Source organism: Streptomyces sp. NBC_00885 (genome assembly GCF_045207475.1).
GTDB lineage: Bacteria > Actinomycetota > Actinomycetes > Streptomycetales > Streptomycetaceae > Streptomyces.
The window spans coordinates 6,589,805-6,604,556 of record NZ_CP108796.1 but is presented as its reverse complement, the minus strand read 5'-3'; the positions used below and the strand labels follow the sequence as shown (position 1 = coordinate 6,604,556).

The following is a 14,752-nucleotide window of genomic DNA, read 5'->3' as shown; positions in this document are numbered from 1 at the left end:
ATCTACGACCTTACGGCGGGGGTCTGACAACGGACTCCGACGACTCCTGACCCGAACCCGCCCCGGTCATGCCGCAGGCGGCAGCGGCAGCTCGACGGGCCCCGGATCCGCGGCGGTTCCGGGCTCCGTCTCCGCCTCGGGCACCCTCTCGGCTCCCGACTCCACGGCCGGCGGCTCGGCCGACCCCGCCTCGATCTCACCGGACGAGGGCTCGCCGGGCCCCGCCTCGACTGCAGGCGGCTCCTCCTGCTCCCCCTTGGTGACCTGGGCGGGCTGCTCGGCCGCAGGCTGTTGCTGCCCGGGCTGCTGTTGCCCGGGCTGCTGGGCGCGCTCGAGGAAGCGCAGCAGCTCCACCGGGAACGGCAGCACCAGCGTGGAGTTCTTCTCCGCAGCGACCGCCACCACGGTCTGCAGCAGCCGGAGTTGGAGCGCTGCCGGCTGCGCGGACATCACTCCGGCCGCCTCTGCCAGCTTCTTGGACGCCTGCAGCTCCGCGTCGGCGTTGATGACCCTCGCCCGCCGCTCACGGTCCGCCTCGGCCTGCCGCGCCATCGAGCGCTTCATGGCCTCGGGCAGGGACACGTCCTTGATCTCGACCCGGTCGATCTGCACGCCCCACCCCATGGCGGGGCTGTCGATCATCAATTCCAGGCCCTGGTTGAGCTTTTCGCGGTTCGACAGCAGATCGTCCAGATCGCTCTTGCCGATGATCGACCGCAGCGAGGTCTGCGCCATCTGCGAGACGGCGAACCGGTAGTCCTCCACCTGGACCACCGCGTCCGCGGCGTCCACGACCTTGAAATAGATCACCGCGTCGACGCGCACCGTCACGTTGTCCCTGGTGATGCCGTCCTGCGCGGGCACCGGCATCGTCACGATCTGCATATTGACCTTGTGAAGCCGGTCCACGATCGGAACGATCATGGTGAATCCCGGGGCGCGCACCTGGCTTCGCAGCCGGCCGAGGCGAAGGACGACACCCCGTTCGTACTGCTTGATCACCTTGGCGGCCGCGATCGCGTACACCGCGGCTCCGGACGCGACGGCTACGCCCGCAACCACCAGCTCTTCGACCATCAGGGCACCCCCTAGCGTCCGAGCCGGGTCCTATTACTACGGTATGTCTGGTATACCCCCCGAGTCGAGCTCTAGCCCTCGACAGACAGGTGCCCCGGCAATGCAGGAAGGGCCGCACCCTGACGGGGTGCGGCCCTTCCTGCGCAGGGCCCGATCCTGATCGGGCTCAGAGGCGCTTGCGGACGAGGGCGACGAGCTCCGCCGTGTGATTGCGGCGCACCCAGGCGATCCCGCCGAAGATGACGAAGAGGATGACGGGTGTGATCGCGTACTGACCGTCGAAGACGGTCACCTGGGTGATGAAGGCGCCGATCATCAGGCCCATGAAGGCGAGCGCGGAAAGACCGGAGAGGATCGGGATGACCAGCGCGATCGCGCCCGCCAGCTCCAGACCGCCCGTCAGATACATGAACCAGTCGCCGAAACCGATCTTGTCGAAGGACTCTGCCGCGGAGGAGTGGCCGATGAGCTTGGGCGCGGCGCTCGGGACGGCCATGAACAGCGCGAGCACGATCTGCAGCGTGCGCACCGCGAGGTGCGACCGGCGGCTCAGCGTGGTTCCGGATGTGGTGGCAGCGGCGGTGTTCGAGCTGGCGGCGGCGGCTGTGACGGACATGATGGTCTCCTCCGGTAAGCGTTCCGAGGTGCTTTCGAGAGGTAGACGGCGAAGGGCCCCAGGATTCATCGCTCCCCCGGGCCCCAACGTGAAAATCTTCAACTCCGGGTCCCCGCAGCCTCCTTGGGGCCCTGGACGGCTCGCGTCCCGGCTCAGATCTCGAACCAGCCGTGCCCCTGGTACCAGTGGCGGCCCGCCCGCAGATGGTCGCCGATCGCCCGCTCCAGCGTCGTGCGGCGCGGCAGCTTGTCCAGCGGCAGCTTCGGGTCGCCGAACACGAAGCCGACCGGATCGCCGTCGTCGGCCTCCTTGATCTTCTGCGTCGTACGGAAGCGGTTCTGGAAGGCGATGATGTTGGAGTCCTCCGGCAGATACTCGGCGAGCTGCGGGTCGAGCAGCCAGGAGTGGCACATGGCGATGCGGTACGGCTCCTCGGGGAAGTGGCGGGCGAAGAACTCCCTGGCGAGCGCGAGGGAACGGTCGCAGGCCCCGGGGGTGATCGGCCCGAGAAAGCCGGGGACATGCACATCCAGGGCAACGTCGTCGGGCCCGAGCGGCAGTCCGGCCGCCCGCACGGCCTCGCCGGTGCGGCTGCCGAGCCGGGAGCGCTGGAACTGCAGCCGCCCCAACTGGTAGATCTCGCCGCGGAAGTGCAGGGCAAGCCAGCCCGGGATCGACAGTCCGCCCACTCCGTGGCGTCTGCGGTGGACGGCCATGTGCCGGCCGAGATCGGCGAGCGTGCGCCGGGAGATGTCGTCCGGGACGTAGCGCCCGCGGTGGTACGCCCGTACGTACGGCAGCGCCGCGACCAGCACGTACACCGGGAAGAAACGGGCCGGCGCGCCCGAGCCCTCGGGAATCCGTGGCGACCCCCCGCCACCGCCGGGCCTGCCCATGTCCTGGACCAGCTTGTGGACGCCAGTCTCGAGGAGTCTGCGCAGCCCGGGGTCCGTCGTCATCCGGCCCCGCAGCGCGAGGAGTTCGTTGATGTCCTCGTGCGGCACCGCAAGATCGAGCAGCACGTCGGCCAGCTCGTCCGATTCCGGCAGCCCCACGTGTCCGCTTGTCACCTGTGCCGTCTCCCCTCCGGGTCGGCTGTGCGGAAAATGCGCCCAGGACGGGACCCGGGGCGGGTGCATCCTAGGAGGTGGGAGATGCGATGGCCATGCGCACTGGGAGTGAACCGACGACTGCGCGCAGTCCCCTGCGGCTGCGACTAGGGCTGAGTGTATGGGGTCTGATCTGGGCCGCGGCGGGCACCGCGCTCTTCACCCTCACGGACCACCCGGGCTGGGCGGCGGCCTGCGGCGTAGTGCTGCTGATCGCCGTGGTCGACCTGTCCGTGGTCCTGCACCACATCCGCCAGGGCCCGCACTGGCAGCCGGGCCGCGACATTCCGCCCTACGAACCGGACCACGGCAACCCCCGCCGCCCGCGACACGGACATTAGAGGTGTCCTTCGGAGCCCTGTCGTCTCACGCCTCGCCGTCGAAGCGTGCCGCCTTCAGATACTCCGGCTTCGGGTCGAGCGCGGCCGCCAGCCGGAAGTGGCGCATGGCCTGCTCCGGACGGCCTGCTCGCTCGTAGGTGCGGGCCAGGGCGAAGTGGGCGAACGCGTTGTCCGGCTCGCGCTCCAGGACCAGCTCGAACTCAAGCTCGGCCGGACGCAGTTGGGCGGCGGCGAAGAAGGCGCGGGCACGCAGCAGCCGGGCCGCCGTGTTCTCGGGGTGGGCCGCGATCACCGAGTCCAGCAACTTCACGGCGCCGCGCGGATCCCTCGCGGCGAGCAACTGCTCTGCCGCGCGGTAGTCGATGACGTGCGTCTCCGGATTGCTCTTGGGCACGGTCGCATCCTTCCCCTCACTGCACGGTTCCAACACCGCCTCCGGGAGCGGTATTCCGATCAAATGCCTTCCCCGCGCCCTGATGGAGGACGCCTAGCGGGAGTCGCGCCCGGGGGCGGCAGCCCGCTCCGTCAGCTCCGCCCAGACCTTTCGCACCTGCGGTTCCAACTGCTCCAGCGGCCCGTCGTTGTCGATGACCAGATCGGCGATTGCCAGGCGCTGCTCGCGCGTGGCCTGCGCGGCCATCCGCGCACGCGCCTCGGACTCCGCCATTGCCCGCAGCCGCACCAGCCGGTCCAGCTGTGTCCCGGGGGCGGCATCGACCACGACCACCAGGTCGTAGAGCGGCGACAGCTTGTTCTCGGCGAGCAGCGGTACGTCGTGGATCACGACCGCGTCCGGCGCGGCCGCCGCCTCCAGCTCCATCGAGCGGGCGCCGACCAGCGGGTGGACGATCGCGTTGAGCGTCGCCAGGCGGTCGGCGTCGGCGAAGACGATCGAGCCGAGCTTCGGCCGGTCCAGCGCGCCCTCGGGGTCGAGAATCTCCGGGCCGAAGGCCTCGACGACGGCCGCGAGCCCGGGCGTCCCGGGCTCCACCACCTCGCGAGCGATCTTGTCGGCGTCGATCAGCACGGCTCCGTACGACTCGAGGAGACGTGAGACTTCGCTCTTGCCGGCACCGATTCCGCCCGTCAGGCCCACCTTCAGCATGGCCCGCAGCCTACGCGAGCCGTTTACGCGTCGCCCTCCCGCTCGGCGAGGAAGCGTTCGAATTCGCGGCCGATCTCGTCGGCGGACGGCAGGTCCACGGGCTCCGCGACCAGATTGCCCCTGGTCTCCCCGCCCGCCATCGCGTCGTACTGGTGCTCAAGGCCCTGGACCAGGGCCACCAGCTCCTCGTCGCCCTCACCGATCTGGCGCTCGATCTCGGTCTGGGTGCGTTGCGCTTCCGTACGCAGCGAATGCGCGACGCCCGGCAGGACGAGACCCGTGGCGGCCGTGATCGCCTCCAGTGCGGTCAGGGCGGCGTCCGGGTAGGAGGAGCGGGCGACATAGTGCGGCACATGGGCCGCCACACCGAGGACGTCGTGGCCGGACTCCATCAGGCGGTACTCGACGAGCGACTCCGCGCTGCCCGGCACCTGGGCCTCGTCGAAGGGGCTGCGGTGGCCCGGCATGAGGTCGGTGCGGTTGCCGTGCGGCGTGAGGCCGACGGGGCGGGTGTGCGGGACGCCCATCGGGATGCCGTGGAAGTTGACCGCGAGCCGCACTCCGAGCCGCTCGACGATCTGTCCGACGGCCGCGGCGAAGCGCTCCCACTCGATGTCCGGCTCGGGGCCGGACAGCAGCAGGAACGGTGCGCCCGTGGCGTCCTGGACGAGCCTGACCTCCAGGCTCGGGGTCTCGTACGCACTCCAGCGGTCCCGCCGGAACGTCAGCAGCGGGCGGCGGGCCCGGTAGTCCACCAGCCTGTCGTGGTCGAAGCGGGCCACCACCTGGTGCGGCAGTGTGTCCAGGAGGTTGTCGACGATCTGCTCGCCGGTCTCTCCCGCGTCGATGTATCCCTCGAAGTGGTACAGCATGACCAGCCCCGCGGACTCCTGCGCCAGCGCCATGTCGACGACGGCGAGGCCCTTCGGCTCCCACTCGTACAAACCCTGCGGATCAAGCACGATTACCGCTCCTCCTCGTGTTCGTAGAGAAGAACGCCCGGTGACGCACGGGCATTCCCGCCTCACGCGATGAACACATCGCCGAACACATCGCCGGGGAGACGCAGTTCCGCCCCAGGGGGTCACGCCATAAAGCAGTAAGGCCCGCTCCCCAAGGGGAGCGGGCCTTACTTTCAGCTAGTCACCAGCTGGGGCAGAGCGTCAGCTCTGACCACCGGCCAGCTTCTCGCGCAGGGCAGCCAGGGCCTCGTCCGACGCCAGGGCGCCGGAGTTGTCGTCCGACTCCGAGGAGTACGAACCGCCCGTGACACCCGCACTGGCGCCACCCGCACCGGCGGCCGGGGCAGCGGCACCCTCGGCAGCAGCGGCCTCGTCGGCCTCGCGGGACTTGATGACCTGAGCCTGGTGCTGCTCGAAGCGCTGCTGCGCCTCGGCGTACTGGGTCTCCCACGCCTCGCGCTGGGTCTCGAAGCCGTCGAGCCAGTCGTTGGTCTCCGGGTCGAAGCCCTCGGGGTAGATGTAGTTCCCCTGGTCGTCGTACGACGCGGCCATGCCGTACAGCGTCGGGTCGAACTCGACCGAGGCCGGGTCGGCACCGAAGGACTCGTTGGCCTGCTTCAGCGAGAGGCTGATGCGACGGCGCTCGAGGTCGATGTCGATGACCTTGACGAAGATCTCGTCGTTGACCTGGACGACCTGCTCCGGGATCTCCACGTGGCGCTCGGCCAGCTCGGAGATGTGGACCAGGCCCTCGATGCCCTCGTCGACGCGCACGAACGCACCGAACGGAACGAGCTTCGTGACCTTACCCGGGACGACCTGACCGATCTGGTGCGTCCGGGCGAACTGCTGCCACGGGTCTTCCTGCGTCGCCTTGAGCGACAGGGAGACGCGCTCGCGGTCCATGTCGACGTCGAGAACCTCGACGGTGACTTCCTGGCCGACCTCGACAACCTCGGAGGGGTGGTCGATGTGCTTCCAGGAGAGCTCGGAGACGTGGACGAGACCGTCGACGCCACCCAGGTCCACGAAGGCACCGAAGTTGACGATCGAGGACACGACGCCGGAGCGGACCTGACCCTTCTGCAGGGTGGTGAGGAACGTCTGGCGAACCTCGGACTGGGTCTGCTCGAGCCAGGCGCGGCGGGACAGGACCACGTTGTTGCGGTTCTTGTCCAGCTCGATGATCTTCGCCTCGAGCTCCTTGCCCACGTAGGGCTGGAGGTCGCGGACACGGCGCATCTCGACGAGAGATGCCGGCAGGAAGCCACGGAGGCCGATGTCGAGGATGAGACCACCCTTGACGACCTCGATGACGGTGCCGGTGACGATGCCGTCCTCTTCCTTGATCTTCTCGATGGTGCCCCAGGCGCGCTCGTACTGGGCACGCTTCTTCGAGAGGATCAGGCGGCCTTCCTTGTCCTCCTTCTGGAGAACAAGGGCCTCGATCTCGTCGCCGACCTTGACGACCTCGTTCGGGTCGACGTCGTGCTTGATCGAGAGCTCGCGGCTCGGGATGACACCTTCGGTCTTGTAACCGATGTCGAGCAGGACCTCGTCCCGGTCGACCTTCACGATGACGCCGTCGACGATGTCGCCGTCGTTGAAGTACTTGATCGTCTCGTCGATCGCGGCGAGGAAAGCTTCCTCGTTACCGATGTCGTTGACCGCTACCTGCGGAGTGGTGGCGGTGGTCTCGGTGCTGCTCGTCATGTGGGAAAGGGCTCCGGTACGGACAGTGAGTCGTAGGTACTGCTACGCCGAGAGCCCGTATCGCAGCTGCAGAAGCCGGACAGCCTGGGAAGCGCCTCTCCGGATAAGAGGGGCGCCTCGTGAACCGAGGGGACATACATACAGATGCGAGCGCGGCCTGCTCTGTCTGAGGCGCGCAGGCCCGCAGCGCAACTTGTAGCATACGGGGGCAGCCGGACACGGTCAATGCGCGAAGGCGCACACCCGGTGCGGAATGCCGCATAACCGGCACAACTGACCACGCGGCAGGGCCGCGTTCGGTTCAGTGCCAAGGCCACACCGGCCGCCACTTGCCGCGCTGAACGCAAACTACAACGACGGTGACGATGTTCCAAGATTTTGAGCCGGAAGCGACTCGCCGTATCGCCGGCGACGCGGAGAGCAGCCGCGCGAGCCGCGGCTGGTGGGACCGCAACGCCGATGAGTACCAGACCGAGCACGGGGCGTTCCTGGGAGACGACCGCTTTGTATGGGGCCCCGAAGGGCTCGACGAGGCGGACGCCGGACTGCTGGGTCCCGCCGGGTCGCTGAAGGGGCTCGACATCCTGGAGATCGGGGCGGGCGCGGCACAGTGCTCGCGCTGGCTGGCCGCCCAGGGCGCGCGCCCGGTGGCCCTGGACCTCTCCCACCGCCAGCTCCAGCACGCGCTGCGGATCGGCGACGACATCGCGCTGGTCGAGGCGGACGCGGGTGCCCTGCCCTTCCGGGACGGCTCCTTCGACCTCGCATGCTCGGCCTACGGGGCGGTGCCCTTCGTCGCCGACCCGGTCAAGGTCTTCCAAGAGGTACGGCGTGTGCTGCGGCCGGGCGGGCGCTGGGTCTTCTCGGTCACGCACCCGATCCGCTGGGCGTTTCCCGACGAGCCGGGTCCCGAGGGTCTTTCGGTGGCCGCCTCGTACTTCGACCGCACCCCGTACGTCGAGCAGGACGAGCAGGGGCGCGCGGTATATGTGGAGCACCACCGGACGATCGGCGACCGGGTGCGGGACGTGGTGGCGGGGGGCTTTCGGCTGCTGGATCTGGTCGAGCCGGAGTGGCCCGCCTGGAACAGCCAGGAGTGGGGCGGCTGGTCCCCGCTGCGCGGGAATCTGATCCCCGGCACCGCGATCTTCGTCTGCGAGCGTGACTGAGGGGTGTCCCGGTGATCCGCGACGACGCCCTCGCGAGCCTTCCCGTACACAGCGCCGTGCCCGCGCTCACGCATGCGCTCGACACGCACGGGTGCGCGGTGCTGTGTGCGCCGCCGGGGACCGGTAAGACCACCCTCGTACCGCTGGTGCTCTCGGGTCTCGTCGGCGGCGGCCCCGGGCGGCGCGTCCTGGTGGCCGAGCCGCGGCGGATCGCGGCCCGCGCGGCCGCGCGCCGGATGGCGTGGCTGCTGGGCGAGCGGGTGGGCGGCAAGGTCGGCTTCACCGTGCGCGGGGAGCGCGTGGTGGGGCGCGGGACGGTCGTCGAGGTGGTGACCACCGGTGTGCTGCTCCAGCGGCTGCAGCGCGACCAGGAGCTCGCCGGGGTCGACGCGGTGGTCCTCGACGAATGCCATGAGCGTCATCTGGACGCGGACACGGTGGCCGCCTTTCTGCTGGATGTACGAGCCGCTCTGCGGCCGGAACTGCGGCTGGTGGCGGCCTCGGCGACGACGGACGCGCAGGGCTGGGCACGGCTGCTGGGCGATGCGCCGGTGGTGGAGGCCGAGGGCGTCGCGCATCCGGTGGACGTGGTGTGGGCGCCTCCTGGCCGGCCCGTGCGGCCGCCGCACGGGATGCGGGTCGACCCCGCGCTGCTGACGCATGTGGCTTCCGTGGTGCGGCGAGCGCTGGCCGAGCGTACGGGCGATGTGCTCTGCTTCCTTCCCGGCGTCGGCGAAATCGGCCGGGTGGCGGGCCAGTTGAACGGTGTCGGCGCCGAGGTGCTCCAGGTCCACGGCCGGGCCCCCGCCACGGTGCAGGACGCGGTGCTGTCCGGCGGCTCCGGGCGCCGGGTCGTGCTCGCGACTTCGGTGGCCGAATCGTCGCTGACCGTGCCGGGTGTACGGATCGTGGTCGACTCCGGTCTGGCCAGGGAGCCGCGCACCGATCACGCACGCGGGCTGAGCGCGCTGACGACGGTACGGGCCTCACAGGCGGCGGCCCGCCAGCGCGCGGGACGGGCCGGGCGCGAGGCTCCCGGCGCCGTGTACCGCTGCTGGTCCGAGGCCGAGGACGCCCGGCTCACGCGCTTCCCCTCTCCTGAGATCAAGGTGGCGGACCTGACGGCGTTCGCCCTTCAGGCCGCCTGCTGGGGCGACCCGTCGGCCGAGGGCCTGGCGCTTCTCGACCCGCCCCCGGCCGGTGCGATGGCCGCGGCACGGTCCGTGCTGACGGCGATCGGCGCGGTGGACGCGACGGGCCGCGCGACCGAACGAGGCGTCCGGATGGCCCGGCTGGGCCTGCATCCCCGGCTGGCGCGTGCGCTGCTCGACGGCGCTCGGGAGGTGGGCGTACGCCGGGCCGCCGAGGTGGTGGCGCTGCTGAGTGAGGAGCCGCCGAGGGAGTACGGCGACGATCTGGCGGCGGTGTGGCGCACGGCGCGCAGGGGCGGCGACGCGTATGCGGCGCGGTGGCGGGCGGAGGCGGGCCGCCTGGCGTCGGGGCTCGAGGGAGCCGGCCCGGCGTTCGAGGGCACAACACAGCAGACCCGTCCGGCGATTGGGCACACCGACGACATCGTCGCCGGGCTCGTCGGCGCACTCGCCTTTCCCGAGCGCGTCGCGCGCGCCCAGGGCGAAGGCACCTTCCTCATGGCTTCCGGGACCGGGGCCGAGCTCGGCGGCGGGTCGGCGCTGCGCAGTGCGCCCTGGCTGGCCGTCGCCGTCGCGGACCGGCCCGCGCATGCCGCGTCGGCGCGGGTGCGGCTCGCCGCCGTCATCGACGAGGACACCGCCCGCAGTGCCGCCGCGCATCTGCTCGTCGCGGGCGAGGAGGTCCACTGGGAGAACGGCGACGTCGTCGCACGCGAGGTGGAACGGCTGGGCGCCGTCCAGCTCTCCCTTCGCGCTCTGAAGGATCCGGACCCCGCTCTCGTACGCGCGGCGCTGCTCGACGGGCTGCGGCGCGAGGGGCTCGGACTGCTGCGCTGGACGCGCGATGCGGAGGGCCTGCGCGAGCGGCTCGCCTTTCTGCACCGGGCTCTGGGCACACCCTGGCCGGACGTGTCGGACGCCGCGCTGCTGGACCGTACCGAGGAGTGGCTGGAACCGGAACTGTCGAGAGCCCGGCGGCGGGCCGATCTCGGGCGTATCCACGCGGCACAGGCACTCCAGCGGCTGTTGCCGTGGGCGAGCGGGGACGCGGCGCGCCTCGACGAGCTGGCGCCCGAGCGGATCGAGGTGCCGAGCGGATCGCGGATCCGGGTCGAGTACGGCGGGGAGCAGCCGGTCCTGGCGGTCAAGCTGCAGGAGCTGTTCGGCCTGCGCGAGACGCCCACGGTCTCGGGCGTGCCGGTGCTGGTGCATCTGCTCTCGCCCGCCGGACGGCCCGCGGCCGTCACCGCGGACCTGGCCTCGTTCTGGAGGGGCGGATACCGCTCCGTACGGGCCGAGTTGCGCGGCCGCTACCCCAAGCACCCCTGGCCGGAGGATCCTTCGACGGCCGAGCCGACCCGGTACACCAAGGCCCGCCTCAACCGGGAGAGCTGAGGCGTCAGGCGGGGACCGGCTCCGGATCGAGGTCCGCCGCGGGGGCCCGGGGCCGGCGGCTGCGGGCCTCCAGGAGCAGGGCGAGCGCCAGCAGCCCGGTGCCGAGCATCACGAAGCCCCAGGGCAGATACGAGGTCATCAGCAGCACCATCCGGCGGTTCGACTTGATCAGGTCGACCGTGTAGTCCACATAGTCGGGGCGTATCTTCACATGCCCGGCGAACGCGGTGACCTTGTCCCGCCCGCCCAGCAGGGTGCCGCCGCGCAGTTCCTCCTGGTGGATCTCCTCGCCGTTGACGGGACCGCCGGTGACCGGGTCGACCCAGAACATCCGCTTCGTCGTGTACCAGCGGGTGGTCCCGGTCTGCTTCTCCAGTGTGGTCGCGTCGACGCCGGGGATGGGCATCTTCTTCGGGTAGGGCACCTTGGTCCAGGGGATGGTCTGCTCGAAGTAGTAGACCTCGAGCCCGCGGAACGTACGCGTCCCTTTGTAGTGGATGGGCGCGGACGTACGGGCCTGGGCGTCGAAGTACTCGTAGTCCCGCTTCTCGGTGAGGAAGGGCCACTTGAACTCGATGCCCTCGCGCCGCACCGCGTCCCCGTCGACCATTTCCCCGGTGGCGTGCACGGGCGCCTGGCTGTGGGCATCGAAGATGTAGCGCTCGGGAATCTGGGAGACCATCTTGCCGTCGGGTCCCACCACATAGGAGAGGGAGTCCCAGACGACGACATCGCGGCCCGCGCTGCGCTCGATCTTCTCGGACTCCTCCACATTGCCCTTGAGGGTCTGCACGATGGTGACCTTGGCGACCTGTTTCGCCTGGAGGGTGCCGTAGTCGAGGAGGGTCGCGGGCTTCGCCTCCAGCACCATCTCCTGGTACTGGCTGGGCGGGATCTTCACCAACCGCGGGAAGGCGTACCAGCGCAGCAGCGGTGACAGCGCGGTGAAGAAGACGGCGAAGGCCAGGAGTACGAGGCTCGCTCTGCGGCGCATGGTCCCCTCCCCCTACTTCTTGGGGCCGGGGACGCTGGTCAGCAGCGGCTTCGGAGAGGTCTCGCCGGGCGGCGCACCGATCGCCGAGATGGCGACGACCAGGACGAGGGCGGCGGCAAGCCCGATGGCGGCGGCGACGAGGGCGCGCATGCTCGGCCTCCCGGGGGCTCGGATCCGGACGGATCTGATACGGCGTCAGGGCGGGGGCACCGTAGCAATCGAGCCGCGAGATGAGAACACGTTGCACCGCCCCTGTGCCGACGGGCGGCACAGGGGCGGTGCGGGAGTGCTGCTGGGTCAGGCCGCCGGCGCGGCGACCTTGAGCTCGATGGTCACGCTTGCGCCGCCCGCTGTGGTGAGGCGGAGCAGGAAGGTGCCCGTCTGGTCGTCCGCGAAGATCTTCGGGAGCTTCAGGACACCGTTGGCGTCGGTCGTCAGGTCCGTGAGGGTACGGATCACCTTGCCCTCGGCGTCCTTGAAGTACGGGCCCTTGTCGTTCACGGCCGGATTGTCCGCGGCGGTGATCATGGTGGCGGTGACCGCGACGCCTGCGGCGATGGCGCCCTTGTAGGTGGCCTTGACCTCGCAGGTGTCCGCGAACTCCGTGCCGGGGGCGGCCGTGAGGACCTTGTCGTCGGTCCTCACGATGGCGTCCGCCGCCCGGACGGTGACGGTCGCGGTGAAGTCGGCAGGCGGCAGCACCCTGCCCCCCTCGACCGTCGCGCGGACGGTGAAGTAGCCGGTCTTCTCGCCCGCGTACAGGGTGGGCGATGTGACCGTGCCGTCGGCGCCGGTGGAGAGGATCACAGCCGCTTTCCCGCCGGTGAAGCGGGTGTCGGTGTCGCCGACGATCTCGAATCGGACGGCCTGGAAGGGGACGGCCTTGCCCGCGGTGTTCTTCACCCGCACCGTGGGCCGCTCGGTGAATTCGTGGCCGGCCATGGCACTCAGCTCACCGGTGCCCGCGTCCTCGATACGGGCCACCGGCGACGGGGTCGGCGTGGGTGTCGGCGTAGGGGTCGGGGTCGGGGTCGGGGTCGGCTTGGGGGTGGTGCCGGGCTTCGGCGGCGTGGGCGTCGGCGTCGGGGTGCCGCTGGGCGTGGGGGTGGTGCCGGGCGTGGTCTCCGGGTCGCTGCCGGGGCCGTTGGAGATCGGCAGCACGCCGGTGCCGTCCGGGACCTCGTGGGTGCCGTGCTTGTAGTACTCGAACCAGGACAGGACCGTACGCAGATACTCCTGCGAGTGGTTGTAGCCCAGGATCGCCCGGTCGAGTTCGGACTTGACCGCCAGGTCCCGGCCGTCGGCGCACAGATAGCGCCCGGCGGCGAGCGCGGCGTCGTAGATGTTGTTGGGGTCGCGGCGGCCGTCGGCGTTGGCGTCCTGGCCCCACCTCTCCCAGGTGGAGGGGATGAACTGCATCGGGCCGACCGCGCGGTCGTGCGTCGCGTCGCCGTCGTACACGCCGTTGTCGGTGTCCGAGATGTTCGCGAAGCCGACGCCGTTGAGGACCGGCCCGAGGATCGGCGAGAGGGTGGTGCCGTTGGCATCGACATTGCCGCCGCGCGCCTGGCCCGACTCCACCTTGCCGATCGCGGCGAGCAGTTGCCACGGCACATGGCAGCCGGGATCGGAGCCGGCTATGGTCCGCTCGGCCTGCTTGTACGCGGCGAGGACGGTGGCCGGGATGCCCGATTCCGCCGGACCGGTCACGGGAAGATCCCCGGAAGTGCCCGGTTTGTCGGCGGTGTTCAGCGGCGGAAGGTCCGTGTAGTACGGGGAGTTGCCGGTGACCGGGGTGCCGGGCGGCGGGGTGGCGTCGGAAGCCCCCTGGCTGTCGCCCGTGGTGGCATGCGTGATGCCGGGTGCCCCTGAGGCGGAGAGTGCGGCCACAGCGGCCGCTGCCACGGCTGTGGTGGTGGCTCCCCTGCGCAGTCGGCGGCCGAATTGCGCTGCCATACGTCTGTTCCCTCCCCGTCGCGGCGTCCGCGCTCCCCAGCGCCGGACTCAGGTGACCCTACGGCAACTAGACACCCCAGGGCACCGGCCCCTGACCGGTTTTCACCAGCTCGCCACCTGCCGGTCGCCCGCAGTGCGTTCGAACCCGGAGTTCGACTCCGGAGTTCGAGCATCACGCATACTGGCGTCGTTGATCGATAAGGGTCGACAAGGGTCCAAAGGGTTCCAGGGGGCACGACCATGCCGTTCACGCTGAGCCATGCCGCGGCGGTACTGCCGGGCATCCGCAAGGACGGGGCCGCGCGCGGACCGCTGCTCGCCTCGGCGCTCGTGATGGGCTCGTTCGCCCCCGACATGACGTACTTCGCGGCCACCGCCGTCCCGGGCGGGATGGAGTTCGGGACGTTCACCCACGCCCCGCTCGGGGTGCTGACCGTGGACGTGGCGATCACGGCGGCGCTGGTGGCGGTGTGGGTAATGGTGCGTGAGCCACTGCTGGCACTGCTGCCGGCCGCCTGGCAGGGGCGTGTTCACGCGTTTGTACGCGGGGGTGCACAGCCCCGCACGGACCGGCGGCCCGTGGGCATGGCGCTGCGGTTCTATGTCTCGGCGGTGCTGGGTGCGAGCACGCATGTCCTGTGGGACGCCTTCACCCATCACGGCGAGTGGGGCACACGTCTGCTGCCGGTCCTGAACGAGTCGGTGGCCGGGCTGCCCCTCTACTCGTATGCGCAGTACGGCAGTTCGGTGCTGGGTCTGGTGGCGCTGGTGTGGTTCGCGGCGTCCGCGCTGCGTCGGCAGCCCCCGGTCACGGCGCCCCCGTCGGTGCGGCTGCTCGACGCACGGGGGCGGAGGCTCGCGTCGACGCTGCTGGCAGGGTGCGTGCTGCTCGGTGTGATCCAGCGGTGCGCGCGCTGGTACGCGTACTACGGGCACGCCGACTCGCCCCTGGACATCATCCCGACGGCGTGCTTCGGGGCGGGGGCGGGGCTGGCGGTGGGGCTTGTGGTGTACGGGGCGGGGATGCGGTGGCGCGGGCGCGCGGTGGAGCGGGTCTGAGGGGCTCGGGCTGCGGCGCGGGTCGGGCGGGCGGCGCGGGAGTCGGGCGGGCGGGCGGCGCCTGCGGCGGGCCTTGTCCCCACCCCGCCCCTTCCCGAACTGGGG

The 14,752-nt window shown here is 70.6% G+C and carries 14 protein-coding genes; 4 read left to right on the top strand and 10 right to left on the bottom strand.

Going from position 1 to position 14,752, the window contains the following annotated elements; genetic code table 11:
- Nucleotides 1–66: 66 nt before the first annotated feature.
- The 3 genes from OHA61_RS29915 to OHA61_RS29905 all read right to left on the bottom strand — a co-directional run bounded on the left by OHA61_RS29915 (nt 67) and on the right by OHA61_RS29905 (nt 2,763).
- A complete protein-coding gene (locus tag OHA61_RS29915; protein WP_406305636.1) occupies nt 67–1,077 on the bottom strand; it encodes a slipin family protein in 1,011 nt (336 codons plus the stop codon).
- Nucleotides 1,078–1,243: 166 nt separating this feature from the next.
- Complete coding sequence (locus OHA61_RS29910) at nt 1,244–1,693, bottom strand: DoxX family protein (RefSeq protein WP_406305635.1); 450 nt, start codon at nt 1,691–1,693, stop codon at nt 1,244–1,246.
- Nucleotides 1,694–1,845: 152 nt separating this feature from the next.
- A complete protein-coding gene (locus tag OHA61_RS29905; RefSeq protein ID WP_406305634.1) occupies nt 1,846–2,763 on the bottom strand; it encodes an acyltransferase domain-containing protein in 918 nt (305 codons plus the stop codon).
- Between the two features lie 95 nt (nt 2,764–2,858).
- Between OHA61_RS29905 and OHA61_RS29900 the strand changes: the two genes are divergently transcribed.
- On the top strand, nt 2,859–3,143 hold the full coding sequence (locus OHA61_RS29900; RefSeq protein WP_406307524.1) for a DUF6343 family protein: 285 nt from the start codon (nt 2,859–2,861) through the stop codon (nt 3,141–3,143).
- 25 nt (nt 3,144–3,168) lie between these two features.
- On the opposite strand, the gene OHA61_RS29895 is transcribed toward OHA61_RS29900, so the two are convergent.
- The 4 genes from OHA61_RS29895 to rpsA all read right to left on the bottom strand — a co-directional run bounded on the left by OHA61_RS29895 (nt 3,169) and on the right by rpsA (nt 6,923).
- Complete coding sequence (locus OHA61_RS29895; RefSeq protein ID WP_361917008.1) at nt 3,169–3,537, bottom strand: tetratricopeptide repeat protein; 369 nt, start codon at nt 3,535–3,537, stop codon at nt 3,169–3,171.
- Between the two features lie 93 nt (nt 3,538–3,630).
- Nucleotides 3,631–4,248: a dephospho-CoA kinase gene (coaE, locus tag OHA61_RS29890; protein WP_324979085.1), complete on the bottom strand. Its 618-nt coding sequence runs from the start codon at nt 4,246–4,248 to the stop codon at nt 3,631–3,633.
- 23 nt (nt 4,249–4,271) lie between these two features.
- Nucleotides 4,272–5,210, bottom strand: a complete 939-nt coding sequence (locus OHA61_RS29885; protein ID WP_406305633.1) for a PAC2 family protein — start codon at nt 5,208–5,210, stop codon at nt 4,272–4,274.
- A 201-nt stretch (nt 5,211–5,411) separates the two neighbouring features.
- The gene (gene rpsA, locus OHA61_RS29880; RefSeq protein WP_361917014.1) at nt 5,412–6,923 is read right to left on the bottom strand and encodes a 30S ribosomal protein S1; all 1,512 of its coding nucleotides are present in this window, start codon (nt 6,921–6,923) and stop codon (nt 5,412–5,414) included.
- A gap of 365 nt (nt 6,924–7,288) precedes the next feature.
- Between rpsA and OHA61_RS29875 the strand changes: the two genes are divergently transcribed.
- Together OHA61_RS29875 and hrpB are read left to right on the top strand one after the other, a co-directional pair.
- Nucleotides 7,289–8,092, top strand: coding sequence for a class I SAM-dependent methyltransferase (locus tag OHA61_RS29875; RefSeq protein ID WP_324977303.1), 804 nt, complete (start codon nt 7,289–7,291; stop codon nt 8,090–8,092).
- A gap of 11 nt (nt 8,093–8,103) precedes the next feature.
- The gene (hrpB, locus tag OHA61_RS29870) at nt 8,104–10,638 is read left to right on the top strand and encodes an ATP-dependent helicase HrpB (RefSeq protein ID WP_406305632.1); all 2,535 of its coding nucleotides are present in this window, start codon (nt 8,104–8,106) and stop codon (nt 10,636–10,638) included.
- A 4-nt stretch (nt 10,639–10,642) separates the two neighbouring features.
- Here the strand turns inward: hrpB and OHA61_RS29865 are convergent, their stop codons facing one another.
- From OHA61_RS29865 to OHA61_RS29855, 3 genes are all read right to left on the bottom strand, one after another.
- Complete coding sequence (locus tag OHA61_RS29865; protein ID WP_406305631.1) at nt 10,643–11,632, bottom strand: DUF3068 domain-containing protein; 990 nt, start codon at nt 11,630–11,632, stop codon at nt 10,643–10,645.
- Between the two features lie 12 nt (nt 11,633–11,644).
- The gene (locus OHA61_RS29860) at nt 11,645–11,782 is read right to left on the bottom strand and encodes an SPW_0924 family protein (RefSeq protein ID WP_324977293.1); all 138 of its coding nucleotides are present in this window, start codon (nt 11,780–11,782) and stop codon (nt 11,645–11,647) included.
- A gap of 147 nt (nt 11,783–11,929) precedes the next feature.
- Nucleotides 11,930–13,588, bottom strand: coding sequence for a lytic murein transglycosylase (locus OHA61_RS29855; RefSeq protein WP_406305630.1), 1,659 nt, complete (start codon nt 13,586–13,588; stop codon nt 11,930–11,932).
- Between the two features lie 240 nt (nt 13,589–13,828).
- Here OHA61_RS29855 and OHA61_RS29850 point away from each other — a divergent pair, with 240 nt between their 5' ends.
- A complete protein-coding gene (locus OHA61_RS29850; protein WP_406305629.1) occupies nt 13,829–14,647 on the top strand; it encodes a DUF4184 family protein in 819 nt (272 codons plus the stop codon).
- The last annotated feature ends 105 nt before the right edge of the window (nt 14,648–14,752 follow it).

Coding starts and splice junctions, on each gene's coding strand:
- OHA61_RS29900 (WP_406307524.1), top strand. CDS start 2,859: ATGCGCACTGGGAGTGAACCGACGACTGCGCGCAGTCCCCTGCGGCTG.
- rpsA (WP_361917014.1), bottom strand. CDS start 6,923: ATGACGAGCAGCACCGAGACCACCGCCACCACTCCGCAGGTAGCGGTC.
- OHA61_RS29850 (WP_406305629.1), top strand. CDS start 13,829: ATGCCGTTCACGCTGAGCCATGCCGCGGCGGTACTGCCGGGCATCCGC.
- OHA61_RS29860 (WP_324977293.1), bottom strand. CDS start 11,782: ATGCGCGCCCTCGTCGCCGCCGCCATCGGGCTTGCCGCCGCCCTCGTC.
- OHA61_RS29855 (WP_406305630.1), bottom strand. CDS start 13,588: ATGGCAGCGCAATTCGGCCGCCGACTGCGCAGGGGAGCCACCACCACA.
- OHA61_RS29865 (WP_406305631.1), bottom strand. CDS start 11,632: ATGCGCCGCAGAGCGAGCCTCGTACTCCTGGCCTTCGCCGTCTTCTTC.
- OHA61_RS29910 (WP_406305635.1), bottom strand. CDS start 1,693: ATGTCCGTCACAGCCGCCGCCGCCAGCTCGAACACCGCCGCTGCCACC.
- OHA61_RS29875 (WP_324977303.1), top strand. CDS start 7,289: ATGTTCCAAGATTTTGAGCCGGAAGCGACTCGCCGTATCGCCGGCGAC.
- OHA61_RS29915 (WP_406305636.1), bottom strand. CDS start 1,077: ATGGTCGAAGAGCTGGTGGTTGCGGGCGTAGCCGTCGCGTCCGGAGCC.
- coaE (WP_324979085.1), bottom strand. CDS start 4,248: ATGCTGAAGGTGGGCCTGACGGGCGGAATCGGTGCCGGCAAGAGCGAA.